This window comes from Veillonella sp. AF13-2, from assembly GCF_003603295.1.
In the GTDB taxonomy this organism is placed as follows: domain Bacteria; phylum Bacillota; class Negativicutes; order Veillonellales; family Veillonellaceae; genus Veillonella; species Veillonella parvula_E.
The window spans coordinates 52,757-77,871 of the sequence record NZ_QTMT01000003.1; the positions used below are offsets into that span (position 1 = coordinate 52,757).

A 25,115-nucleotide genomic window follows, 5' to 3' on the forward strand; every position below is an offset into this window, starting at 1 on the left:
TCATAAGGGATGATAATGAGTCAAATTTAATCCCTTATAAAATCAGGAATAAAGGGACTTTTAAGTGGGTTAAGAAGTGGTTGATTAAATTTGTTGTAGAAAAAGGGGTTGTGTATATCGTAAAACTTTGATATGCTAGGCGAGTAATTGACAATATAAATTTTTCTTAAACTGAGATAGGGGTATTTCTTCGTGTAATTTTAGAGTACTTACTTGATCAGGCCGAGGTGAGAGACGGAACATAGAGAGAATGAAAATTTGTATTGTAATAATATGGATATATTTTTATTTAGTGAGGGTGTAAGATGAGAGAAATGAAACATTCCAAAAAATTAGCGTTTGCTGTATTAGCTGCTGTCACTGCTGTTGGTGCGACTGTTAATACGGTAGACGCTGCTTCTGTTGTAATGGACAATTCAAATGTTGTTACAGGTACAAACAATGCAGTTGCGTATGGTAGTGGTAATACTGTAAAAGAATCTGCTGCGAACTTCCGCGATCGTGATTACGAGAATGAGCCAGATGATGCTACATTAAAAACTGGTGACTGGAAAAGTAATTCTGTCGCTATTGGTGTTAATAATACTGCAGCAGGTACCTCTGCATTAGCCGTAGGTCATTCTTCAAAAGCGTTGATGAATGACACTATCGCTATTGGTCATTCTGCTGAAGCAGAACGTACATGGTCCACAGCTATTGGTACTCGTGCAAACGCATCTGAAGTTCGTGCACAAGCTCTTGGCTATGAAGCGTTAGCATCTGGCTATAAATCTAATGCAATCGGTTCTGGTGCAAAAGCAACTAATAATCACTCTGTTGCTATGGGCTCCTCTGCGCTTGCGTCTGGTGACCATGCTCAAGCATTTGGTGCTGGTGCACAAGCAACTAACGTGCGTGCTAATGCGTTTGGCTCTGATGCAAAGGCTACAGCGGACTACGCTATGGCAATTGGTGACCATGCAAATGCAACACATTTGAACTCTATCGCTTTAGGTCGAGGCTCCACTACAAGTGAAGCTACAGCTCAAAGCAGTGCAACCATTGCTCGTCACACTTTCGGTGGCTTTGCTGGCGTAGGTTCCGCAGCTAAAGGTTCCGTATCCGTAGGTCAAGTTGGTTCTGAGCGTCAACTTAAAAATGTTGCTCCTGGTGAGCTTTCCGCTACTTCTACAGATGCTGTAAACGGTAGCCAATTGTATTCCGTAGCTAATGAATTACAAACACAAATCAACAACTCCACACCTGGTCAAATTAATAACAATATCAAAAACTTGACTAACCGTGTTGGTACTGTTGAAAGACGCGTTAACAAAGTAGGTGCAGGTTCCGCTGCATTGGCTGCATTGCATCCAATGGACTTCAACCCAGATGATAAATGGACAATCGCTGCTGGTTATGGTCACTACCATAATGCTAACTCCGCTGCGTTGGGCGCATTCTACCGTCCTAACGAAGATACAATGTTCTCCGTTGGTGGCACTGTAGGTACTGGTGAAACTCAATTGAACGCAGGTGTATCCATCCGTCTTGGTAAACGTTCCCCTGAATCCCGTTCCCGCGTAGCTATGGGTCGTGAAATTGCTGAATTGAACGCACGTCTTCAAGATATGGAAAACAAATATAATAACTTGTTACAAATCTTGACTCCACATGCAATTGATCCAAGCAAAACTGCTGAATTCCCAGACGTTCCTCGCAACCACTGGGCTTACCAATATATTAGCCAATTGGCTGGTAATGGTATCCTTGTTGGCTACCCTGATGGCACATTCAAAGGCGATGTTAAGATGACTCGTTACGAATTCGCTACCATGTTGTACCGTGCACTTCAAAACGGTGCTCCTATTGACGAAAACATGAAACGTGCATTGAATGAATTCGGTCCTGAATTACAAAATATTCGTCTTAACCATTTCCGTGTTGATCGTATTTCTGGTGATGATAACGATCGTCATAAAACTGAACGTGTTCGCGTTAACAACGAACCTAAACATGAACGTGATGTATACGGTTCCCGTATATACAATAATCAATAGAATTAACTTTTCTAGAGTTTGTAAAAGTTCAAAACAGGATGTATCTTTGATACATCCTGTTTTTTTGTCTAAATTTTTTTGTGGTATTGTGCTTATTTTATAGGAATTCGTCAATTATAGTTAGACGGAATGAAGTCGTTGACTAAGATTTAAATTGTATTCTGCTTATTTTTATACGAACCTTCTTTTTGTAGAGATTTGGGCCTTTAATTTATCTAATACTCAGTATGGATGAGTTCTGGTGCATATATTACATTATTGCATATGAGATTTTCTTTATGGATATTATAATTTCATATAATATTTATGTAATTATGTTGCAAATAAATGCATATAGGTGTATAATTGCTTTCACAAAGTGAATTAATATTCGTAGTTTGTGAATAAAAATATAGATATGAGGGAAAGACCATGAAAGAATTTAGACAATTAACAGTTGCAGACACAGCAGAATATCATAAGGTATTAATCGATGGTTACGCAGCTATAAAAGACTATCCCATTAGCTTCGACGCTATTGATTTTACGGAAGAGGAGTCTAAGGAGTGGATTGAAAATTATCCTGTATACGGCTTGTATATTGATGGGCAATTAGTTAGTTCTATTACGTTTTGTATGCCTTGGGTGAAATACTCAACGCCGGATAAATATCCGCATATTGCTCATTTTGTAACGGCACCAGCTTTCAAAGGTAAAGGATATGCACGGGAAGTCTTGGGCTATGCAGAGGAGCTTTTAAAAGAACAGTTTAAAACACATATTGTTACATTAGGAACGGCTAAGGAGCATCCGTGGTTGCCTAAAATGTATGAATCCTTTGGGTTTACGGCGTATGATAAGGTTCATTTTAGAGGAAAACAGCATACAACTATATTATTCAAGAAAGAATTAAATTAATTAAGAAAGCGTTATATTAATTACGTAAATTACCTTGTACTCTATTTGAGTGTTTTATGCTCTGATCGCAGATCAGGGACATTCACTAAATTTAGATACAAGGTATTTTTTTGTGTAAGATTATGACTATTCAGTATATAATATATACATATAACGTATCTTTATGGTTATATGTGTTATGGATGATTTGTAGAAAGGATGTGTCCATATGTTGATTTTGTCTGGTATTTTAGTGATGGTCATCGGTCTGATGCTGCGCTTTAATGCCTTGTTAGTTGTCGTAGCCGCAGGCTTTGTAACGGGCCTGGCAGGTGGTCTCAGTATTAACGATATCGTTGGTGCTATTGGAGAGGCCTTTGTTAAAAATCGTTATATGTCATTATTTATTTTGATTTTACCTGTTATCGGTCTTATGGAACGTCACGGCTTACGTGAACGGGCAGAAATTTTGATTGGCAAGATCAACGCTGCTACGGCAGGTCGTATCTTTATGATTTACTTATTTGTGCGTCAAGTAACTGTAGCCTTTGGCATTAACATGTCCGGTATGGTTGCTATGGTTCGTCCATTGATTGCTCCTATGAGTGAAGCTGCGGTAGCTCAAGGCCGTCCAGTATCTCAACGTACGCTTGATAAGGTACGTGGTGTGGCTGCTTCTGCAGATAATATAGGTAACTTCTTCGGTCAAAACTTATTCCTTGCTGCTGGTGGGTTATTACTCATCAAAGGCGTTATGGAACAATTAGGTTATTCTGTAGAATTAACAGATATGGTATTGTACGGATTGCCAACGGCTGTTTGTGCCTATATCGTTAACTTTATTCGCTTTATTATCTTTGATAAAACAATTCAAGCCTCTGTAGCTCGTGACGAAGCGGATATGAAAGCTGGTAAATTAGTACCTAATGAGTTAAATATTCTTGTTACACCAGAAGAATTGAAGAAGGAGGCTGAATAATATGTTAGAAATATTCTATAAAATGCAGCCCTTAGATTACGTATATCTTCTCGTAGGGATTATTCTATTTATCTTTGCTATTCAATCATTTCTAGATAAAGAACATAAATATCGTATTGGTACAGGCTTATTTTGGCTCTTATATAGCGTATCCTTTATCTTTGGTTCTTATCTCTCCAAGGAAATTAATGGCTGGCTTGTCATTGCTATGGCAGCTATCGTATTAGTAAAACAACTCGGCAAAGGCCATTACTTTGAATCTCCTATCGAATTCAAAAAAGGCGAAGCTGTTCGTATTGGCAATGTTATCTTTGTACCAGCATTACTTGTTGGTATTATTACATTCTTCATTGGTTTCTTTACTAAGTTAGGCGCTCTTGTTGGTCTAGGTATTGCCGCAATCATCGCTATGTGTGCTGCTCTTTTTATTACAAAGGGCGAACTTAACCAAGGTTTCCATGAAGGTCGTCGTCTTATCGATGCTATCAGTTGGACTGCTATTTTGTCCCAGTTATTAGCGGCTCTTGGGTATCTATTTAATTTGGCTGGCGTTGGTAAACTTATCTCCAGTGCAGTCGCAAGTGTAGTACCAGCAGATAATGTATTCCTCGTTGTTGTGGCTTACTGCATTGGTATGGTTATCTTCACAATGATCATGGGTAACGCCTTTGCTGCATTTGCGATGATTACAAGTGCCATCGGTATCCCAATGCTCGTTGTAGCTCATGGTGCGAACCCTGCGGCTGTTGGTGCTATAGCAATGCTTGCTGGCTATTGCGGTACTTTGATGACACCTATGGCGGCCAACTTTAACATCGTACCGGTAGCGCTCCTTGAAATGCGCGACCAATACGGCGTTATTAAAGCACAACTTCCAATTGCATTGATCATGCTCGTATTGAATATTCTATTAATGTATTACTTTATTTAACCCTTTTCTGTGAAAGCACGATATTCTTATGAGACTGTATGATATATCCTTCTAAGATTATGTATCATGTTTGATTATTCTAATGAACCATAAGATATCGTTATGAGGTAGTGTGATGAAAACAATTTTGATTACCGGTTTTGATCCATTTGGCGGTGAACCTATTAATCCGGCTTGGGAAGCGGTCAAAACAATGGATGGTTATACCGATGGTGATTACAAGGTAGTGACACAAATGGTTCCTACCATTCGTTATAAATCTGTTGATACTGTAAAAGCAGCAGCTGAACAGTGCCAACCAGATTTTATCCTGTGTGTAGGTCAAGCAGGTGGTCGTCCTGATATTACAGTGGAACGCGTTGCTATTAACTGCGACGATTTTCGCATCCCAGATAATGGGGGCAATCAACCGGAAGATGAGCCTGTTGTAGCCGATGGCCCTAGTGCCTATTTTGCGACATTGCCCATAAAAAATATCGTCAATGCGTTACATCAAAACGGTATTCCTGCTAAGGTCTCCAATACAGCGGGAACCTTTGTATGCAATCACTTGATGTATGGTGTATGTCACTATGCCGCGCAAAAGGGCAATATTAAGGCGGGCTTTATGCACATCCCATACTTGCCATCCCAAGTGGTGGATAAACCAAATCAACCAAGCATGGCTGTTGAAACTGTACGTGCCACATTGGAAACCATCGTTCATGTATTAGCTCATGGTGAAAGTTACAAGGCACAAGATATTAACTATACAACACCTCACGAATAAAAATATTACCAATACTAGTGTTTGTTTAATACACATAATTTAAATAAAGCTCGAGTTATATCTAGAAACGATATAACTCGAGATTTTTGTTTGTAATAGATATTATAAATTTTAAATACCCACTATTGACATAGGTTTTTAAATAATATAATATAGGTTTATATTCATATTGAGTTAGTAGGAATAGTTGAGGGATATCACAAAAGCTTTCACCATAAAAAGTGGAATAAAGCTAATGGGGATGACCTTTATAAGGAGTATAGAATGAGTGAACACGTAGATATAAGTAAAATCAAGGATCCTACCATTGCGGCGGCTCGAAAAGAAGTTGAGTTTCAACGCGCTATGAATCCTTGTCCTATCGATTTTTCTGAGTTTCAATCTAGTAACCCTCGTTCTCAAGGGGAGCAGAAGGAGTATGAAGGTAAAGATGCATCGAATTTTAACCGTCGTCAAAAATATTCTGATAGTGAAGAGCCTCAATTCACAACACCTTTTGGCAGTGAACCAGGGTTTCTACCTGTAGAAAAGGACCGTTACCGCCTTGTATGGTCTAAGCATTGCCCTTGGGCTCACCGTATTGCTATTGCCATCGATTTGCTCGGACTAGATAAAGTGATTTCAAAAGGTACGGTTGATCCATTGCGTCCTGCAGGTGTAATTGCAGACTGGTTCTTTACCCTTGATAAGGATGAGAAGGACCCTGTATTGGGCATTCACTCCTTAGGTGAAGCGTACCGCAAAGGCGACCCTAACTACGATGCACGCTCCACAGTACCGGCTATCGTAGATGTTACAACTGGTGCTGTTGTAAATAATGACTACCATGCGTTGACTACAGAATTAGCATTAGGTTTTAAAGATTTTGTGTCCCCTGATGCGCCAGATATTTATCCTGAGGAATTGCGTGCCGACATAGATGCATTGAATGTAATCATCTACGCTGACTTCAACTTGGCTGTAAACTTGGCAGCTCTCGTAACAAACCAAAAAGATTACGAATACTACTATGATCGTATCTTTGCTCGCTTAGATTGGCTTGAAGAACGCCTTAGCAAGCAACGTTACTTGATGGGTGATACTATTACCGATCCAGATATCCGTATTTTCCCAACATTAGCGCGCTTTGACCTCGTGTTCTACCAAAAATACTTGGTGAATAAAAAACGCCTCGTAGACTATCCAAATCTTTGGAACTACGCGAAGGATTTGTATTCTAATCCAGCCTTCGGTGGCACAACAGACTTCGACTCCATGCGCAAACGCTTCTACTATGTAGACCATACGCCATTTGAAGATCTACCACGCCTTGTTCCCAAAGGTCCAGACGACTCCATTTGGTTAGAACCAAATGACCGTGCTGAAAAATTTGGTAAATAAAATAGATAGTAAATTCATATGTTGGATGAGCTGTATTTAGTAAATCTTTTACTATGAAATCTGATATATTACTGACGAATCGATCAATATATTTAATTATAGATAACTGAAAGGAAGGCTCCATGGATTCCGTAACACAGACGATTGTGAACTACATAGAACAAACGGATGTGGCGAACCGTGAGGACCTACTGTCAGTGGCTCGTATTGCCTTTCTAGATTATCTAGCATCCTTAGCACCAGCAGAGAACGAACAAGCCGTTCGAGACTTGGCTCGGTTCATAGGAGCTAAGTCATCTATAGGCTCGGATGTTGGCCGTCATATGAACTCCACTGTTTTGAATGGCAAGGTTATATCAGAGGGCAATACTGGCTTAGCAATAGAGAATGTATCTAAGGCGGATAAGGCTTTGTATTATGGTTTTGCTTCGCATTATCTTGATTTTGATGATGCCCAGGCAAATTTGGCAGGTCATTTCAGTACTGTTTTATATTCTGCTTTGTTGGCAGTGCTCGAGCCGCATGATACATGGCATGATTTCCTTCGTGCCTATATCATCGGGGCCGAGTTAGAGGGGATTATTGGTTCCCTCATCAATCCTGCCCATCGAACCCAAGGATGGCATTCTACAGGGACCGTTGGTGTCATTGGGGCGGCGGCCGCTATAGGCGCTTTGCGAGGTCTTCATGGTGAAAGTTTGGCTCAGCTCCTGTCTTTGGCTGCCACACAATCGGCGGGCATGTTCTTTCAAAGTGGTACAGATGGTAAGCCGCTCCATGCGGGACTGGCAGCACGCAATGGCGTATGGGCTTACGAACTGTTACAACATACATCACTTAAAACAAGCACAAAACCGTTTGACCCTGAACGGGGTTGGTTTAAAACTATCGGTAATATTACCGTTACATCAAATGACATCGCTGGCCGTTGGCTAGCACCAGGACAACTCATTGATCCTGGTCTGTGGATGAAAGTCCACCCTTATTGCTCGGCAGCCATTTGTGGAGCTGAAGCAGCAGAAATCGTAGCACATAGAATATATATTTCTTCATTGTCTGTGTCTAAGCACTGCAAGGATTCACCAGATGTAGATGAACAAGATAAACGTAGACTAAGTGCTATATCCGACTCACGGTCTGTGTTAGCAGATACAGAGAAAGAAGAGAAAATCAATCTATGTGCTGCCACCGATTTATTCCTTTGGAATGATATAGACAGAGTCACTGTTCATTTTCCACCTGGTGCTGATGCGGCATTGCGCTATACATCGCCAACAACAGGTCGAGAAGGGCAGTTTTCCATAGAGTACGTTGTGTACCAAGTCCTCGCGTATGGGGCGGTACAGGACGAGTTATTCAAGACGGATATCATAGACCAAAAGGTACGAGACTATATGTCACGAATTGAGCGTGTCTATGACTTACCGAAGGTATCCCAAACAGAGCGGATTACGAAAGTAACCATTACATTGAAAAATGGAGATACTTTCACAGAAACGGTGAATAATCCTAAAGGATCGCCGAAGAATCCTCTTACTATGGAGGATATACGCATTAAATTAGGCCTTATATTAAAGGCGGACCAAATAGATAGAATGATTGAGGCTTTCACCCATACAAATGAGGTAGAGTCATTCCTGAAAACATTGCGAGGAGAAGGAGTTTTACATGTTTAATACAAAGAAATTGACGAAATTATTTGCTATTGGCGCTTTGGCACTAGGCGTGCTTGTGGTGGCTGGTTGCGGCGATGATACATCTAAGGACGCAAAGGTAAATCCTGATGCGAAAGTAATTAACGTAGCTACACGCGGTACGGTTCGCCCGTATTCCTACACAGATGATAACGGCAACCTTACAGGTTTTGACGTAGAATTGTTGAAAGAAATTGAACGTCGTAATCCAGACCTTCATTTCAACTTCAAGCCAATGGCCGTTGATGCTGCCTTCGTAGCAATGGATGCAGGCCAAGTGGATATGATCGCGAACCAAATGCGCCGTAACCCAACTCGTGAAGCAAAATACTACTACACAAATGAGGTTAACAACTACTCTACACGTAAATTAGTAGTTAAAAATGACCGCAACGATATCTCTAAACTAGATGATTTGAAAGGCAAGAAAATCGCCGTTACTACATCCTCTGAGTTCAACGAGTTAGTAAAACAATTCAACGAAACAGCAAATCCTCAAATCGAAGTTATCTATACAGATAAAGCAGGTGCAGAAACATTAAACCTCGTTGCTACAGGCCGTGCTGATGCAGCAGGTGAGTACGAATACGTAATTAACTCTGCTATTAAAGACCGTGGCTTGCCACTCAAAGCCGTAGGCGATGTATTGGCAGTAGTACCAACTTATTTCTTGTCTAAACGTACAGATGACATGAAACAAGTAAACGAAAAAATTGATAAAACTATGAAAGAAATGCGTGCTGATGGTACGTTGAAAAAACTTTCTGAACAATATCTTGGTGGGGATTACACATTCGATCCAACACAAAAATAACGGATAGGCCGCCTTGGCGGCCTTATTCTATTATGTCTAGAAGCGAGGTGTTACTGTGGGCAAGTATTTTGATGTGTCCTACATGATCCAAGCGTTTCCACAGCTCTTGAATTATGTGCACGTAACGGTGCTTATCACCGTTATTTCTGCCATCTTAGGTGTTATTTTAGGCTCTATTATAGCCATCATTCGCCTCAAGAAGGTTCCAGTATTAAACCAATTATTTATCGTATTTATCTCCTTTATGCGGGGCACACCATTCTTGGTACAGCTCTTCCTTATATACTTTGGGGTGCCAGAAATTATGTCCCATATGGGGCTTAATATGAAAAATGTGCCAGGCCTCGTATTTGTGTACGCTGTGTTTACCTTACATATTGCAGCTTACAGCGCTGAAATCATGCGCTCCAGTATCGATGCGGTCTCTCCTGGTGAGAAAGAAGCCGCTAAAAGTCTTGGTATGACCGAGTTCCAAAGCTATGTGCGCATCATCTTGCCGCAGGCTTTCACCATGAGCATTCCACCATTGACGAACCTCGTTATCGGCATGTTGAAAGGGACGGCGCTCATTTTTAACGTTGGCGTTGTGGATATGATGCGTAAGGCGGACCTCATGGGCGGCAATAGTCAGCGCTATCTTGAGTTATTCGTCGACGCGGCCATCATTTATGGCATTCTAATTATCATCGTGTCCCTCTTGGGCCGATTGCTTGAAAAACGTTTTACCGTTGCGGGCAAGGAAACGCAACGCATTTTGATCAGTGAGGAGTAGGGGCGTATGGGACATATAATCGATTCAACCTATATTTATGGCACCTTCTTTGCTGTCATTCCTTATGTGAAAGTCACCCTTATGATTACCTTCCTCAGCGTTGGTTTGGGTACAATCCTAGGATTATTAAGTTGCGTGCTACAACAAAATAAAGTGCCTGTGCTCAGTCAGCTCAGCTACCTATATGTATTATTGTGCCGTAGTATTCCGAACATGGTTCTCTTATACCTCGTGTACTATGGTTTACCAATTCTATTCCTCGCATTAGAGGATCAAACAGGGGTGCATGTGCCCTTTGAAAAGGTGCCAGCTACCTTTGTAGCCGTTGTAGGTTTAACCTTGCACACAGGAGCCTATTTGAGTGAAATCTTCCGGGCTGCCTTACAATCGGTACCGAAAGGGCAAATGGAAGCGGCTCAGGCCATCGGTATGACTTGGTTCCAAGCATTCTGTCGTATCGTATTGCCACAGGCTACAGTCTTTGCGTTGCCACTATTTACAAATCAGTTCCTTAACACCATGAAGAGTACGAGTATCGTATTTGTCATCACAGTTATTGAACTATTTGGCGCTGCAAAGTTATATACAGAGGAAAATTCACAATATTTTGAGGCCTACATCGTGGTGGCCGGTCTATTCTGGGTGATGGGGATTATCTTTGAATTTATCTTCCATCGTTTAGAAGTCTATGCAAGTAAGTATAAACGAGGTAATGCATTATGATAGATATTAAACAAGTTCACAAATCCTTCGGGAACCGTGAAATTTTAAAGGGCATCGACTTACATGTACCGACAGGGTCTGTAACGGTTATCCTTGGCCCATCTGGCAGCGGTAAGACAACGTTCCTTAGAACATTGAACTTCCTTGAAAAAGCCGATGCAGGGACGATGCAATTAAATGATATTTCCGTAGACTTACATAAAGCGTCTAACAAAGAAATTCTAAACATACGCCGTAACACATCCATGGTATTCCAGGCCTATAATTTGTTCTCTAATAAGACAGTAATTGAAAATATTATGGAAGGCCTTGTAACGGTTAAAAAGATGAAAAAATCTCAAGCTCGTGAAATTGCGCAACGCTTCCTCATGGAAGTAGGCATGGAAGGCTATGATGATTACTATCCGGTACAATTATCTGGGGGCCAACAACAACGTATTGGCATCGCTCGTGCCCTTGCGATGGACCCAGAGGTCATCCTCTTTGACGAACCTACCTCTGCTCTCGACCCTGAACTCGTAGGCGAAGTATTAGCAGTCATTCGCAAAATTGCTAAAGAGCTCAAGGTTACGATGATTATCGTAACTCACGAAATTGGCTTTGCCAAAGAAGTGTCCGACCAAGTCGTATTCATGGAAGGCGGCGTTATCGTAGAACAAGGGGACCCTAAGGTTGTCCTTGAACATCCAAAAGAAGAACGGACACGTAAATTCTTGAGCCGTTACCTTACACTAGATAGCGAATTGCCTCTTGATAGCGCAGCTTTATAAATAATAATATGTGCTATAAATAATACAGAGCGATAGTAATGCGTGCTATCCTAGTAATATAGACATTAATGGCGACCTAATATCTTTAGAGTTAGGTCGCCTTAAACGAGGTACATAATGAAAGAATTTAGACAATTAACCGTAGATGATGCGGCTGAGTATCACGAGGTGTTGATTGCAGGCTATGCGGAGAATAAGAACTATCCTATATCCTTTGATGCCATCAACTTTAGCCAAGAAGAGTCTCGCGCATGGATCTTAAAATATCCTGTATTTGGTCTCTACGTAGATAGTTCCTTGGTATGCTCTATTTCATTCCGCATGCCTTGGATTCCCAAAGCTACGCCAGATGTATATCCGCACATTGCACACTTTGTGACGGCCCCTGAACATAAGGGAAAGGGCTATGCCCGCGAAGTCCTTGCCGAAGCAGAAGCCCTATTGCGCAATGTATATAAAACACCAACCGTAACACTTGGCACCGCTGCAGAACACCCATGGCTTGCTAAAATGTATGAAAGCTTTGGCTTTAAAGAATTTAAACGAACACAACTACCTGGAAAGGTACATACGACGATATTCTTTAAGAAAACATTGTAAAGATAAGAAAATTAGTATTAATTTAATATTCTAACTAAAAGAGTCGCATCTAATTGGTGCGGCTCTTTGTTATTCTATAAGATGTTACTACTACAGTATTAATTTCAAGAGTACTTTGGACTTTTTCATATATGGTTATCATGTTCTCTAATTTTGATATAGGTTAATATCTATAAGTCAGACTGCCTAGTGGATAGATACTAAAAAAATGAATATTTATTTGCTATAATAATGCTATATTAATGGATAAAAAGGAGATACATATATATGGGTTTCCCTAAAGAAATAAAAAGAATCAGACAACGTTCATTTTTAACACAGCAGGAATTTGCCAATGTAATAGGTGTGGCTTTTTCTACTGTAAATCGTTGGGAATCTGGACGTGCAAAGCCAAACCTAAAAGCAATGAAAAGTATTAATATATTTTGCTTAGATAATAACATCCCATATGACGTACTAGAAGAGTCTTGGCTCGACTATCAAATAGAAAAATAAAGGAGCACTATTGTTATGACAGATAAAGAATTAAAACAGTTAAAAGATACGCTATGGCACTCTGCTGATGTGCTTCGAGCTAGTGCTCATTTAGCTGCGAATAAATATGGTCAGCCTATTCTTGGGCTTATCTTCCTTAGATATGCAGATATTTTATATAAACAACATAAGGATGAAATTGAAGCTGAATATAATCGACTTAAAGGTAGTCGTATGGAAAAATCCATGAAGGAAATTTCTTTAGAAAAGTGCGGTTTCTATCTTCCAGAATGTGCTTATTACGACTTTATCAATGATGCACCGGATGATGCAAACAAAGCTATCATCGTAAAGGAAGCTATGGAAGCTATTGAAGATGAAAACCCTAGAATGGAAGGAGTTCTTCCTAAAGAAGTATATGCTCAGCTGGTTCCGGAAGAGGAACCAGAGCTTCTTTCTAACATTGTACGTATTTTCAAGGATATTCCTGAAAACAGCACTGTTGACATCTTTGGTGAAATTTATGAATATTTCTTAGGGAACTTTGCACTTGCAGAAGGTAAGGATGGAGGAACATTCTACACACCTGCAACTGTTGTAAGATATATGGTTGAAGTATTAAATCCTCAGCCAGGTGAAAAGAAGTTCTTGGATCCAGCATGTGGTTCTGGCGGCATGTTCGTTCAGGCCGCCAGATACATGCATAATCACAATGCCAGCGAGAGTGAACAAATGAAATTTCGTTGCTATGGTGTTGAAAAGGAACCTGATACAGTAAAACTGGCAAAGATGAATCTTCTTCTTAATAATATTCGTGGTGACATTACACAAGCTAACTCATTCTATTCAGATCCGTATAATGCATTTGGGCAGTTTGACTATGTAATGGCAAATCCTCCCTTTAATGTTGATGAAGTTGTGTTTGAAAAGGTTTCTGATGATGCCCGATTCAATACATATGGTGTACCAAGAAATAAGACCAAATCAACAAAGAAAAAATCTGATAAGAAAGAAACTGTGCCTAACGCAAACTATTTGTGGATTGGCTACTTTGCTACTGCCTTAAATGAGAATGGTAAGGCAGCACTTGTGATGGCTAATTCTGCATCTGATGCATCTGGTTCAGAATATGAAATCAGAAAGAAAATGATTGAAGAAGGTATCATCTCACAGATGGTGACACTTCCTTCTAAAATGTTCTCATCAGTTACCCTTCCTGCGACTCTTTGGTTTTTTGATAAGCAGAAGCCAAATAGTGATAAGAAAAATGAAATCTTATTTATTGATGCAAGAAATGTTTTCACACAGGTAGACAAAGCACACAGAAAGTTCTCTGATGAGCAGATTAAGAACCTTGGAGTTATCACAAAACTATATCACGGCGATACACAGGCTCTTGTTGAATTGCTTGATGAATACAAAATAGAACTTGCTAATGCTCCGGAAACATCTGATGACAAGGAAGTTCTTACAAAAGCATATTGGCAGTCACAGATTGACTGGTTAACTGAAAGATTCCCTGACGGTGTATATGCTGATGTTATCGGTCTTTGTAAGGCAGCACCTATGGATGGTGAAGATGGAATCATTGATCAGGATTACTCACTTAATGTAGGCCGCTATGTTGGGGTGGTAATTGAAGATGATGGGTTAACACAGGAAGAATTTAAGAGAGAAATATATTCACTTAATTCTGAGTTTGCATCTCTAAGTGCCGAGGCAAGAGAACTTGAAAAACTCATTGCAAATAATCTGAAAGAATTGTTGGGTGAGTGATATGGGGAAGATAAAAGATTATTTTGAATTAAACCCACCTAAAAATACAAATAATTATACTGATTATATTAATTATATTGATACATCATCAGTAACTAAAGGTATTTTGTACGATATTACGTATCTGGATGGTAACTTTCCTTCAAGAGCGAATCGTTGTGTAAAGTATGATGACATACTATATTCCTCCGTAAGACCAAATTTAAGACATTATTATCATTACAAATCAAACTATGAAAATGTAGTTGCGTCTACAGGATATGTTTTATTAAGAAATAAAAATAAAGAATTATATTCAAGTGAATTTTTATACTATTTCCTGGGAACTGATTCTGTTGTCAAGTATTTAAGTAATATTGCCGAATTATCCCAATCAACGTTTCCTTCGTTTTCAGCAAAAGACTTAGGAAAAATTGAGTTACCAGCATTTGACTTTATAGATCAAGAGAAAATAGCTGATATTTTAACAACTTACGATAACCTTATTGAAAACAATAACAAGCGTATTAAGTTATTGGAGCAGATGGTAGAGAATCTATATAAAGAATGGTTTGTTAGATTTCGCTTTCCTGGATATAAAAATGTAGAGTTTGAGGAGAAGAAGCCTAGAGGTTGGCAAGTTGGCACAGATGATAAAAAGCACTTTGCTCCTACTATCTTCAAATATGATGAGTTAAGAAATATAGGAAGCTTTACAAGAGGAAAAAATATTACTACAGCAAAGATGATTGAAGGTGATATTCCTGTGATTTCAGCAGGATTACAGCCTTCCGGATACCATAATGAAGCTAATGTATATGGTGCAAGCCTTACAATCAGTGCTTCAGGTGCTAATGCAGGATATCTTCAATATCATATGAAGGATATTTGGGCTGCAGATTGTTCCTACTATCAGGATGATGCAACAATTTGGTTTGTATATAATACGCTTAAATATTTACAACCAGTTATTAGTAATTTGCAATGTGGAGCTGCACAACCCCATGTATATCCTAAAAACATCAATAGGCTCTGTATTTTAATTCCACCAGAAGAATTGATTCATAAATATAATGATTATGTTAAGCCATATTATGATGAAATCAAAATGCTTAATCAGCAAAATCAATTACTTACAAAACAAAGAGATATGCTATTACCTCGACTAATGAGTGGGAAACTTGAAGTGTAATAAGGAGGAACTCATATGCGAAATTTTATATCCGAAGATGATATAGAACAGGCTATACTTTCAAAATTAAAAGCAGAACCGTTTAAATATGATATCCTCATTTGTGATGCTGATCCGAGTAAGCGAGACGATTTGAATGATGGCACGGGAAGAGCTTCTAAGAAAGAATGTGTTCTTCCCAATGTTATGCTGTCTTCTCTTAAGCGTATTAATCCAACTATCGCAGAAGATAAAATTAATGAGACAGTCAAGACATTAAGGCAAGATTATTCAGGAACGGATATTGTAGATACGAACTACAAATTATATAGACAAATCCGTAATAATATAAAAATCACAGTTCGCAAAAATGGCAAAGAAGACTTTGATTTTGTAAAGCTAATCGATTTTGAGCATCCAGAGAATAATACTTTTACAGCGGTGTCTCAGATGTGGATACAAGGTAAGGTCTACTACAGGAGACCGGACATTCTTATCTTTGTCAATGGAATGCCAATAGTGTTCATTGAACTGAAGAACAGCATTGTTAAGATTGAAGAAGCATATAATAAGAATTTACAGGATTATTTACGAGATATTCCTAATCTATTTGCATTCAATCAGATTTGTGTTCTTTCAAATGGTTTAGTGACAAAGTTGGGCGCCTTTAAAGCAACCTATGACTATTTTTTTGAATGGCTTAAGGTTGATAGCGAAAAGGAAAAACTGGATCGAGCAGCAATTCTTGCTGCGGATAATGTTAAGGATAGCTCTGTTAGATATTTTGTTGATGGTCTTCTTAACAAAGATAGATTCATTGATTATATAGAAAACTTTATTCTCTTTGAAAATCAGAGAATAAAGATTATCGCTAAGAACCACCAGTACTTAGGTGTAAATAATCTAATGGAATCAGTGGAGAATAGAAAAGAGCTTAACGGTAAGCTTGGTGTCTTCTGGCATACACAGGGTTCAGGAAAATCCTACTCTATGGTTATATTTGCCCGTAAAGTGAAGCGTAAGATTCAAGGCAATTTCTCGTTCCTCATTATCACAGACCGCGAAGATTTGGATACACAGATTCATAAGAACTTTGTGCGTACAGAGGTTATTGGTTCTAAAGAAGAATGCCAGCCAAAGGACAGCAAGCAGTTAAGAGATTTCTTGACTACCAATAAGGCTTTTATCTTTACACTGATTCATAAGTTCAGATACGATAAGACAAAGAAATATCCAGTGCTTTCTACTCGTGACGATATTATTGTTCTTGTTGATGAAGCACATAGAACGCAATATAAGGATTTAGCAGAGAACATGAGAACTGCACTTCCGAATGCTAACTTTGTGGCATTTACTGGAACACCTCTTCTTGGCTCTAAACGTCTTACAAATCAGTGGTTTGGTGAGTATGTATCAGAGTATAACTTTGCCCAGTCTGTTGAAGACGGTTCTACAGTGCCTTTATTCTATTCTAGACGAGTTCCGGAAGTTGGGCTTGAGAATGACTTCCTTGACGATGACGTTGTAGATATTATCGAAGAAGAAAATCTTAATGAAGATGAAACTCGTCTCTTAGAGAATGCATCATCACGTATCCTTGAAGTTATTAAGAGAGATGATCGCTTAGATAAAGTGGCACAGGATATTGCCTACCACTTCCCAAGACGTGGATTTCTTGGAAAAGGTATGGTTGTATCTGTCGATAAGTATACTGCTGTCAAAATGTATGACAAGGTTCAACATTATTGGGCTATAGAAAAGCAGAACATCATGAAGGAGCGAAATACAGCTGACACTAAGGCAAAACGTGATCAGCTCACTCGCATTCTTACTTATATGAATAAGGTTGAAATGGCTGTTATCATTTCAGAGGAAAATGATGAAGAAACGAAGTTTGCTAAGCAAGGATTAAAGATATCTGAGCATCGTGCAAAGATGAAAGAAATCACACCGGATGGAAGAGATATTGAGGATAGATTTAAAGATCCTGAGGACTCACTGCAACTTGTGTTCGTTTGTGCCATGTGGCTAACAGGATTTGATGTAAAAAATTTATCTACACTTTATCTTGATAAGCCAATGAAAGGCCACACGCTGATGCAAGCCATAGCTCGTGCCAATAGAGTGTATCCCGAAAAACCTGTCGGAATCATTGTAGATTATGTCAACGTGTTTAAATACATGAAGAAGGCATTAACCGAATATGCCACTGGTGATGACGGAACAGAATTCCCTGCAAAAGATATTGACCAATTAATCAGCTATATTGACGGTACAATTGATGAAGCAGATTCTTTCTTGATATCTCTTGATATTGATTTAGAAAAGATAATTGCTGATTCTAATACACTGGATAAATTAGATGCATTAAGAAGTGCTTATGACACTATCGTGGCAAAAGATGATGATAAAGAAAAATTTAAGGTTATCCTTAATTCTTTGACAAATCTATACGAAGCATCAAAGCCAGAAATCTTTGAGAAGCATTGGAACAACGATAAGTTTGCCCCGCTTGTGTATTTGCATGGTCTCTTATATAACACTGTTAATGATGAAAAGGTGGCTCGTGCTAGACAGAAAATGAATCAGATTCTGGATGGCAGTGTTACAGCAAGTCAAGAGTTCGTTAATTATGTACGGGAAAAACCTGCACAGTACATGATAAAAGGCACAAAGGCTATTGATCTTTCTAAGGTTGATGTTGAGCAATTGAGAAAAGAAATCAAGGTAGCTAAGTATAAGGCTATTGAGATTAACGACTTGAAGGAATACATTGAGCAAGCACTCGAACAGATGCTTAATAGAAATTGCACAAGAACCAAATTCTCCGAACGTTTCAAACGAATTATTGACTCCTATAATGCAGGTGGTACTGAAAATGAAGATTACTATGAGCAACTTGTAAAACTTCTTGAAGAACTTCGGCAGGAAGATAATCGTGCAAATACAGAAGGCCTTACAGAAGAAGAACTGGAAATCTTTGATTTGCTTATTGCTGGGAAAAAGGTGACAAAGGATGAAGAGCAAAAAGTAAAACTCTCTGCCAAGAATCTTTATAAGAAGCTAGTCGATAATCGTAATAATCTTCTTGTAGTAGATTGGTATAAGGATGAACAGCCAATTGCTAAGCTAAAATATGAGGTGGAACTATCCTTAAATGATGATTTGCCTGAAAGTTATGATAAAGAATCTTTTGATTCTAAGGTGTCCTTACTTATGAATCATTTTATGGATATGGCAGTACAAGGATATGGTTGGATTGGGTCTGTCTAATTTCCGGAATAAGTATAGATTGAGTTTTTATTTTCAATAAGTATTGATAATAATAAAAATGACCACACTAGAGTAAATACATACCCTAGTGTGGTCATTTTCATTACCTTTCATTAGTAAGATTAATTATTTGTTACTATTTTAATAGGGAAATAGACTTAAGAAGGCTTTCGGAAAAACTTATAACTTCTATTATATTCACAAATACAGTGCTATAATAAATCAAAATGTTGTTTGTGGAGTGTGACGTACTATGTATGAAATCGTAAATGAACCTAATTTAATAATTGCTTTTGATATGGATACAGAATTATCTCAATTTGGTGTATTTGGTGTGTACATTAAACGAGGCTATAATATCTGCGCCGGCTATATTGATCCTAGCGATTGGTCTGGGATTCGTAAAGGGTATCAAGAATTAGTAAATTTGTATGAGATATGCAAAGGTTCAGCAACCTTTACGTATACTTTAACAGGAGAAGGGGATACGCTCACATTCTCGTTAGATCAAAAGGGCGCCTTAACAATGGAAGTTAACATCTGTACTACTTACAATTACAAATGTCATATGACCATTGAAAGCTTAGATCAAACATATTTGCCAAAGTTTATTGAGTTTTTCAAAGAATTTTTGGAACGAGAGCCAAAATAAAAAGAGTCGCATCAAAGGATGCGACTCTTTTTTGTACCCAGTTTCTATTTACAATTATTTTGTAACAACTTTAAGATCTACAGGGATTTTAGCTTCTACAGCTTCGCCTTTGATAACTTTTTGAGCTGTATCAATAGCGATTTTACCCATTTGGTCCGGTTGTTGCGCAATTGTTGCAGCCAATGTGCCGTCTTTAACAGCTTTGTCTGCATCAGCAGTACCGTCAAAGCCTACGATGAAGATTGTTTTGCCTGCGGATTTAGCTGCTTGGATAGCGCCTAATGCCATTTCGTCGTTATGAGCGAAGATAGCTTGTACATCTGGGTTAGCTTGCAAAATGTTTGTTGCTACATTCAAACCTTTTGTACGGTCGAAGTCAGCACTTTGTTTTGCTACTACTGTTAAGTCTTTGTCAGCTACGTTGTGGAAACCTTGACCGCGTTCACGTGTGGCAGAAGCACCAGGGATACCTTCGATTTCAGCTACTTTTGCAGCTTTGCCTACTTTATCAGCAATAAGTTGAGCTGCCATTTCGCCGCCTTTTACGTTATCGGAAGCGATGTGAGCTACTACTTTGCCTTTATCAGCAGAGCGGTCAACAGTGATTACAGGAATATTTTTAGCATTTGCTGCTTCTACGGAAGTAGAGATAGCTGCAGAGTCTACAGGGTTGATAATCAATACGGAAACGCCGCTTTCAAGCAAGTCGGAAATGTCGTTTGCTTGTTTTGCTGGGTCATTTTGTGCATCAACGATTTTAACTTTAAGACCAAGCGCTTTCGCTTGAGCCTCAACGCCTTCCTTCATAGTTACGAAGAATGGGTTGTTCAATGTGGAAACAGAGAAGCCGATTGTGCCGGATTTTTTGTCGCCGCCGTTATCAGCGCTTTTACCACAGCCTGCTACAAGACCGATAACCATGATAGCCATCGCCAACAGTAACAATAGTTTTTTCATAGGAACCTCCTAGGCTTTCTTGCGGTCTGCAAGAACCGCCAATAAAATGACAATACCTTTTACAACTTGTTGATAGAAACTGGAAACGTCGAGGATATTTAACCCGTTGTTGAGGGTACCGATAATTAAAGCACCAATTAATGTGCCAACGATATGACCACGACCACCAGCAAGGCTTGTGCCGCCAAGAACTACAGCCGCGATAGCGTCAAGTTCGTAGCCTGCACCTGCTGTAGGTTGTGCAGAGTTAAGACGAGATGTAATGATTGCACCCGCGATACCACAGAGCATACCAGTTAAGGCATACACGAAGATTTTAACGCGGTCAATCTTGATACCAGCAATGTAACTAACCTTTTCACTACCACCTACGGCGTATGTTTTACGGCCTAAGGATGTGCGGCTCAATACGAACCAGAGGATGATGAAAGCAAGGAACATTGTGATAGCTGGAACTGGAAGGCCTGCAATATCCCCTTGGCCAAAGCCGTGGAATAGAGGATCTTGCGTAAGGCCAGAGATAGGGTTACCATCAGTGAATACCAATGTCGCACCACGGTAGATGGTCATGGTCGCCAAGGTAGCGATAAATGGAGCTACGCGGCCATAGGTAATAACGAGACCGTTAATCCCCCCCAATACGAGGCCCGCACCTGCGGCTAAGAAGATAGCCAATACAGGGTCAGTACCAGTTACAATGAGGTTTGCCATCACTGCACTGGAGAGGGCGAGGATGGAACCAACGGATAAGTCGATACCGCCAGTTAAGATGACGAAGGTCATACCAAAAGCGATAATCGCATTGATGGATACTTGGCGCAACAAGTTACGCAAGTTAGAGAATTCAAGGAAACTGTCGTTCATGACAGAGATGATTACAAATAATAGGATGAGGCCGATGAGGGGGCCTAATTTTTTTACATATTGTAGAGCTTTGCTGTCCATTATTGTCCTCCTGTGGCTAATGTCATAATCGATTCTGGTGTTGCATCGCTGCGGTCCAAGATACCTGCTACACGGCCTTCATGAATGACTATAACGCGGTCACTCATGCCCAGCACTTCCGGCAACTCAGAGGACACCATGATAATGGACACACCGTCATTCGTTAATTCGTTCATTAAATCATAAATATCACGTTTTGCGCCGATATCGATACCGCGCGTAGGTTCGTCCATGATGATAATGGATGGTTTTTTACCAACCCATTTTGCGATAACCACCTTTTGTTGGTTACCACCGGATAGGGAGGATGCGGGTTCGTGAATAGATTGTGTTTTAACGCCTAGTTTTTTAGACAATTCGTCAGCAAAGGAATTGAGTTTGCCACTATCAAGTACATGAGAGGGGCAAATTTCGCCAAGATTCGGCAATGTAATGTTAGAACCGATGGAAAAATCGAGGATCAAGCCTTCGCTCTTTCTATTTTCTGTGATGAAAGCAATGCCTGCCTTGATGGCATCTTCTGGTTTTTTACAGTTTAGAATAGAGCCGTTTACTGTTACGGCACCACCTTTGTGTTTATCTACACCGAAAATGGCGCGCATAATTTCTGTACGGCCAGCGCCCATAAGGCCTGCTACACCGAGGATTTCACCTTTGCGTAAGGAGAAGGAAATATCGTTGTCGAAACCTTCTGGTTTGAGGTTATCCACGCTCATAACGACTTCTCCAGGTGTTGTAGTACGAGCAGGGTAGAATTCATCGATAGAACGGCCTACCATGTGACGTACCACTTCGTCTACGGAAATATCAGATGTTGGTTTAGTGATAATTGTGTGACCATCACGCATAACCGTAATTGTGTCACATTCGCTAAATACCTCTTCCATGCGGTGAGAAATATATACGATAGCAACGCCGCGTGCTTTCATTTTGCGCATCATGTTGAATAATGTCGCCGTTTCACGCTCTGTGAGGGCTGCTGTCGGTTCGTCCATGATGACAACCTTTGCATCTAACATCAAGATACGAAGGATTTCCGTCATTTGTTGGTGACCAACGGAGCAAAGGCCTGCCTCAGTCGTGAGCGGCAATTCGATGCCTAGTTCGCGGCATGTATTTTCTGCTTCAGCGAGCATCGCCTTTTTATCGAGCATACCAAATTTATTGCGCTTTGGTCTCATTAAATATAGATTTTCTAACAATGTTAGGTTTGGCCAAATGTTGAGCTCTTGGTGGATGAAGGCCACACCGTTTAACTCGGCCTCTCTCGGGTTCGGGAAGGTGCGCTCTACGCCGTCGATGGTGATGGTGCCAGAGTCAGCCTTGTGAATACCGGTGAGGATATTCATGAGGGTGGACTTGCCGGCCCCATTTTCGCCCATCAAGGCGTGAACCTCGCCCTCCTTGAGGGTAATACTTACATCGCGCAACACTTGATTCGTACCAAATGCCTTTGCAATGCCTGACATAACAATTTCCATAACTACTCCTATATGACTGGTGAAAGTATATCTTAATCTATTATTCTACGGACGATCGCTGAAAATACAATCGGCACGTAAGATAATGTTCGCATACGGAGATGCTTCACCAGTTCGAATGATGCACTTGCATTGTTTTGTAGCTTCCTTGAAAGCTTCATGGCTCGTTTCAATCCATTCGTATTGCTCGGATGGGAAGGTAGACTCTAAGAAGGCGTAAGCCTTAGGATTATTTTCTTTAATTTCTGTTGCCACATGAATCGCTTCGGATTTCATATGTTTAGCGATGATGGATACTACTTGCTCAAAGCTAGGTACACCAAAATCCAAGGCTAAGTCGATTTTTTGAACCCCTTCAGGTACTGGCAAACCACAGTCCGCAATACAAATTGTATCTGTGTGGCCGAGATCTGCCAAAACCTTAGCTATATGGCTATTTAAAATGCCGTGTCGTTGCATGGTAAACTCCTTTTTATCATTCAGTAAATGAGGCTTTTTAGCCTCATTTATTGATTTCTTAAATTTACTATATAGAGGGCGAACGTATTCGTTGGTTAGCAAATTTTTGTTAGAACTGAATAGGACTTTCAAAGCGACTTTGGCCCTGCGAAGGCCGTAGGCCGAAGTCAGACCTGGCCAGTGGAGCTTTTACAGTCCTATTCAGTTCGTTAATGCTTAGCCAAGAATGCGTTGACCTCATCCTTCGTAGGCATGCCGCCTTGAGCCCCCAAGCGTTGGATGGAGAGGGCAGCTGCTGCATTGCCGTAGTGTAGAGCATCGGCTAAGCTTTTACCATTAACAATAGCCGTTGCAAAGGCGCCGTTAAAAGTATCGCCAGCGCCTGTTGTATCTACGGGCTCAACCTTGAAGCCAGGTACGATGTGGATTTCACCGTTGTCCGCATATCCTACGCCCTTGCTACCAAGGGTAACGATGATTTTGTTTTCGTTAGCTAGTAAGGTCTCCTCTGTAGATTGGTTAGGGTAGAGCGCAGATAGCTCATGTTCGTTTGGCGTAATATAGGTTGCTAATTCTAACCATTCCGAATCGAGGTCGGCTGCTGGAGCAGGATTTAAGAGGACTTTCACATTAGCTTCGTGACAACGACGAACGATGTATTCAATAGTTGGAATAGGAATCTCGTTTTGCACCATTACGAGATCGGCTTGCTCAATAGCAGACCAAGCGTTATCTACTACGGACTGGTCTACCTTAGCATTAGCACCTGCAATCACGATGATGCTATTATCGCCTTCAGCTAATGTAATGTGTGCTGTACCGGTTGTAGTGTTCGGTACCGTAACGATGTAATCTGTATTGATGAAATTTTCTTTTAAATTATCTAAAATCATTTGGCCGTATGCATCTTCACCGATACAGCCGACCATCGTGACCTCTGCACCTAGACGAGCCGCAGCCACCGCTTGGTTTGCACCCTTGCCACCGTGCGCGATGTGTAATTCGTTGCCCATAATTGTTTCGCCCGCAGTAGGGCGTTTATCCGCGAGGACTACAATATCCATGTTGCAACTGCCAATAACAACAATGCGATTCATAATAACTCCTTAATAAGCCTCTGCCCTAACTGGGACTAAAAATAACTATCATTTATTTTTATACATAGAATCTTGCGTATTTTATACAACGAAATGTATATATAAATATAACTGATAATCTAAGAGGCATTTGCTTTCACATACCTATAAGTGTATATTAATCATTTATTAGTATAGCGTAAATACGTGAGTTTATCTATATAAATATCTATAAAATGTAGGAATAAAAAAGGTATACCCAAAATCTATGTTACATGAGTAAAAATGTACTCTTTAGATCTTGGATATACCTTATTATTAAAGAATTAATATATTATACTATTTATATTTTATCTAACATTTTATCTATACTATCAAAAGATTTCTCTAAAGATAGAATACGACCTTGAATGATGTCATTTTGGCCTTGTACAAGAGCAGATAATATATCTACCTTAGCTTGTAAAATATTAGTTGCATTATCGTCAATATTTATTGTATTACTGTAGCTTTTATCTATTTTCATAA

General features: G+C 39.8%; 23 protein-coding genes. 17 read left to right on the forward strand and 6 right to left on the reverse strand.

What is annotated here, in order from left to right; all coding sequences use genetic code 11:
- Positions 1–305: 305 nt before the first annotated feature.
- From DWV85_RS06135 to DWV85_RS06215, 17 genes are all read left to right on the forward strand, one after another.
- Positions 306–2,036, forward strand: coding sequence for an S-layer homology domain-containing protein (locus tag DWV85_RS06135; protein WP_123138312.1), 1,731 nt, complete (start codon positions 306–308; stop codon positions 2,034–2,036).
- A gap of 411 nt (positions 2,037–2,447) precedes the next feature.
- Entirely contained in the window at positions 2,448–2,933 is a 486-nt protein-coding gene (locus DWV85_RS06140; RefSeq protein WP_004694271.1) for a GNAT family N-acetyltransferase, read from the forward strand.
- Between the two features lie 208 nt (positions 2,934–3,141).
- Complete coding sequence (locus DWV85_RS06145; protein WP_004694268.1) at positions 3,142–3,891, forward strand: DUF969 domain-containing protein; 750 nt, start codon at positions 3,142–3,144, stop codon at positions 3,889–3,891.
- Between the two features lies 1 nt (position 3,892).
- Positions 3,893–4,822, forward strand: coding sequence for a DUF979 domain-containing protein (locus DWV85_RS06150; RefSeq protein ID WP_004697680.1), 930 nt, complete (start codon positions 3,893–3,895; stop codon positions 4,820–4,822).
- A 115-nt stretch (positions 4,823–4,937) separates the two neighbouring features.
- On the forward strand, positions 4,938–5,591 hold the full coding sequence (gene pcp / locus DWV85_RS06155) for a pyroglutamyl-peptidase I (protein ID WP_004694263.1): 654 nt from the start codon (positions 4,938–4,940) through the stop codon (positions 5,589–5,591).
- 264 nt (positions 5,592–5,855) lie between these two features.
- Complete coding sequence (locus DWV85_RS06160; protein WP_077707928.1) at positions 5,856–6,971, forward strand: glutathione S-transferase C-terminal domain-containing protein; 1,116 nt, start codon at positions 5,856–5,858, stop codon at positions 6,969–6,971.
- A gap of 122 nt (positions 6,972–7,093) precedes the next feature.
- Positions 7,094–8,647 (forward strand): MmgE/PrpD family protein, encoded by a 1,554-nt coding sequence (locus DWV85_RS06165; protein WP_123138313.1) that lies wholly within the window; start codon positions 7,094–7,096, stop codon positions 8,645–8,647.
- Positions 8,640–9,479 (forward strand): transporter substrate-binding domain-containing protein, encoded by an 840-nt coding sequence (locus tag DWV85_RS06170; protein ID WP_021147573.1) that lies wholly within the window; start codon positions 8,640–8,642, stop codon positions 9,477–9,479. Before DWV85_RS06165 ends, DWV85_RS06170 begins: the two co-directional genes overlap by 8 nt.
- Positions 9,480–9,534: 55 nt before the next feature.
- A complete protein-coding gene (locus DWV85_RS06175) occupies positions 9,535–10,251 on the forward strand; it encodes an amino acid ABC transporter permease (protein ID WP_004694255.1) in 717 nt (238 codons plus the stop codon).
- 6 nt (positions 10,252–10,257) lie between these two features.
- Entirely contained in the window at positions 10,258–10,974 is a 717-nt protein-coding gene (locus tag DWV85_RS06180) for an amino acid ABC transporter permease (protein ID WP_077707929.1), read from the forward strand.
- Positions 10,971–11,744, forward strand: coding sequence for an amino acid ABC transporter ATP-binding protein (locus DWV85_RS06185; protein WP_123138314.1), 774 nt, complete (start codon positions 10,971–10,973; stop codon positions 11,742–11,744). Before DWV85_RS06180 ends, DWV85_RS06185 begins: the two co-directional genes overlap by 4 nt.
- Before the next feature lie 117 nt (positions 11,745–11,861).
- The gene (locus DWV85_RS06190; RefSeq protein WP_123138315.1) at positions 11,862–12,344 is read left to right on the forward strand and encodes a GNAT family N-acetyltransferase; all 483 of its coding nucleotides are present in this window, start codon (positions 11,862–11,864) and stop codon (positions 12,342–12,344) included.
- Positions 12,345–12,611: 267 nt separating this feature from the next.
- Positions 12,612–12,839: a helix-turn-helix domain-containing protein gene (locus DWV85_RS06195; RefSeq protein ID WP_123138316.1), complete on the forward strand. Its 228-nt coding sequence runs from the start codon at positions 12,612–12,614 to the stop codon at positions 12,837–12,839.
- A gap of 15 nt (positions 12,840–12,854) precedes the next feature.
- Positions 12,855–14,594, forward strand: a complete 1,740-nt coding sequence (locus DWV85_RS06200; protein WP_123138317.1) for a class I SAM-dependent DNA methyltransferase — start codon at positions 12,855–12,857, stop codon at positions 14,592–14,594.
- 1 nt (position 14,595) lies between these two features.
- Complete coding sequence (locus tag DWV85_RS06205) at positions 14,596–15,765, forward strand: restriction endonuclease subunit S (RefSeq protein ID WP_123138318.1); 1,170 nt, start codon at positions 14,596–14,598, stop codon at positions 15,763–15,765.
- Positions 15,766–15,780: 15 nt separating this feature from the next.
- A complete protein-coding gene (locus DWV85_RS06210; protein WP_123138319.1) occupies positions 15,781–19,017 on the forward strand; it encodes a type I restriction endonuclease subunit R in 3,237 nt (1,078 codons plus the stop codon).
- A gap of 253 nt (positions 19,018–19,270) precedes the next feature.
- On the forward strand, positions 19,271–19,669 hold the full coding sequence (locus tag DWV85_RS06215; RefSeq protein WP_123138320.1) for a hypothetical protein: 399 nt from the start codon (positions 19,271–19,273) through the stop codon (positions 19,667–19,669).
- Positions 19,670–19,723: 54 nt separating this feature from the next.
- Here DWV85_RS06215 and rbsB read toward each other — a convergent pair whose 3' ends face one another.
- From rbsB to DWV85_RS06245, 6 genes are all read right to left on the reverse strand, one after another.
- Positions 19,724–20,626, reverse strand: a complete 903-nt coding sequence (gene rbsB / locus DWV85_RS06220; protein WP_101928634.1) for a ribose ABC transporter substrate-binding protein RbsB — start codon at positions 20,624–20,626, stop codon at positions 19,724–19,726.
- A gap of 9 nt (positions 20,627–20,635) precedes the next feature.
- Positions 20,636–21,571, reverse strand: coding sequence for a ribose ABC transporter permease (gene rbsC / locus DWV85_RS06225; RefSeq protein ID WP_123138321.1), 936 nt, complete (start codon positions 21,569–21,571; stop codon positions 20,636–20,638).
- Positions 21,571–23,052: a sugar ABC transporter ATP-binding protein gene (locus tag DWV85_RS06230; RefSeq protein WP_123138322.1), complete on the reverse strand. Its 1,482-nt coding sequence runs from the start codon at positions 23,050–23,052 to the stop codon at positions 21,571–21,573. The genes rbsC and DWV85_RS06230 overlap by 1 nt, the downstream gene beginning before the upstream one ends.
- Before the next feature lie 45 nt (positions 23,053–23,097).
- Positions 23,098–23,511, reverse strand: a complete 414-nt coding sequence (rbsD, locus tag DWV85_RS06235) for a D-ribose pyranase (RefSeq protein ID WP_123138323.1) — start codon at positions 23,509–23,511, stop codon at positions 23,098–23,100.
- Positions 23,512–23,720: 209 nt separating this feature from the next.
- Positions 23,721–24,608: a ribokinase gene (rbsK, locus tag DWV85_RS06240; protein ID WP_123138324.1), complete on the reverse strand. Its 888-nt coding sequence runs from the start codon at positions 24,606–24,608 to the stop codon at positions 23,721–23,723.
- Between the two features lie 322 nt (positions 24,609–24,930).
- On the reverse strand, positions 24,931–25,113 hold the full coding sequence (locus DWV85_RS06245; RefSeq protein WP_012863713.1) for a hypothetical protein: 183 nt from the start codon (positions 25,111–25,113) through the stop codon (positions 24,931–24,933).
- Between the last annotated feature and the right edge of the window lie 2 nt (positions 25,114–25,115).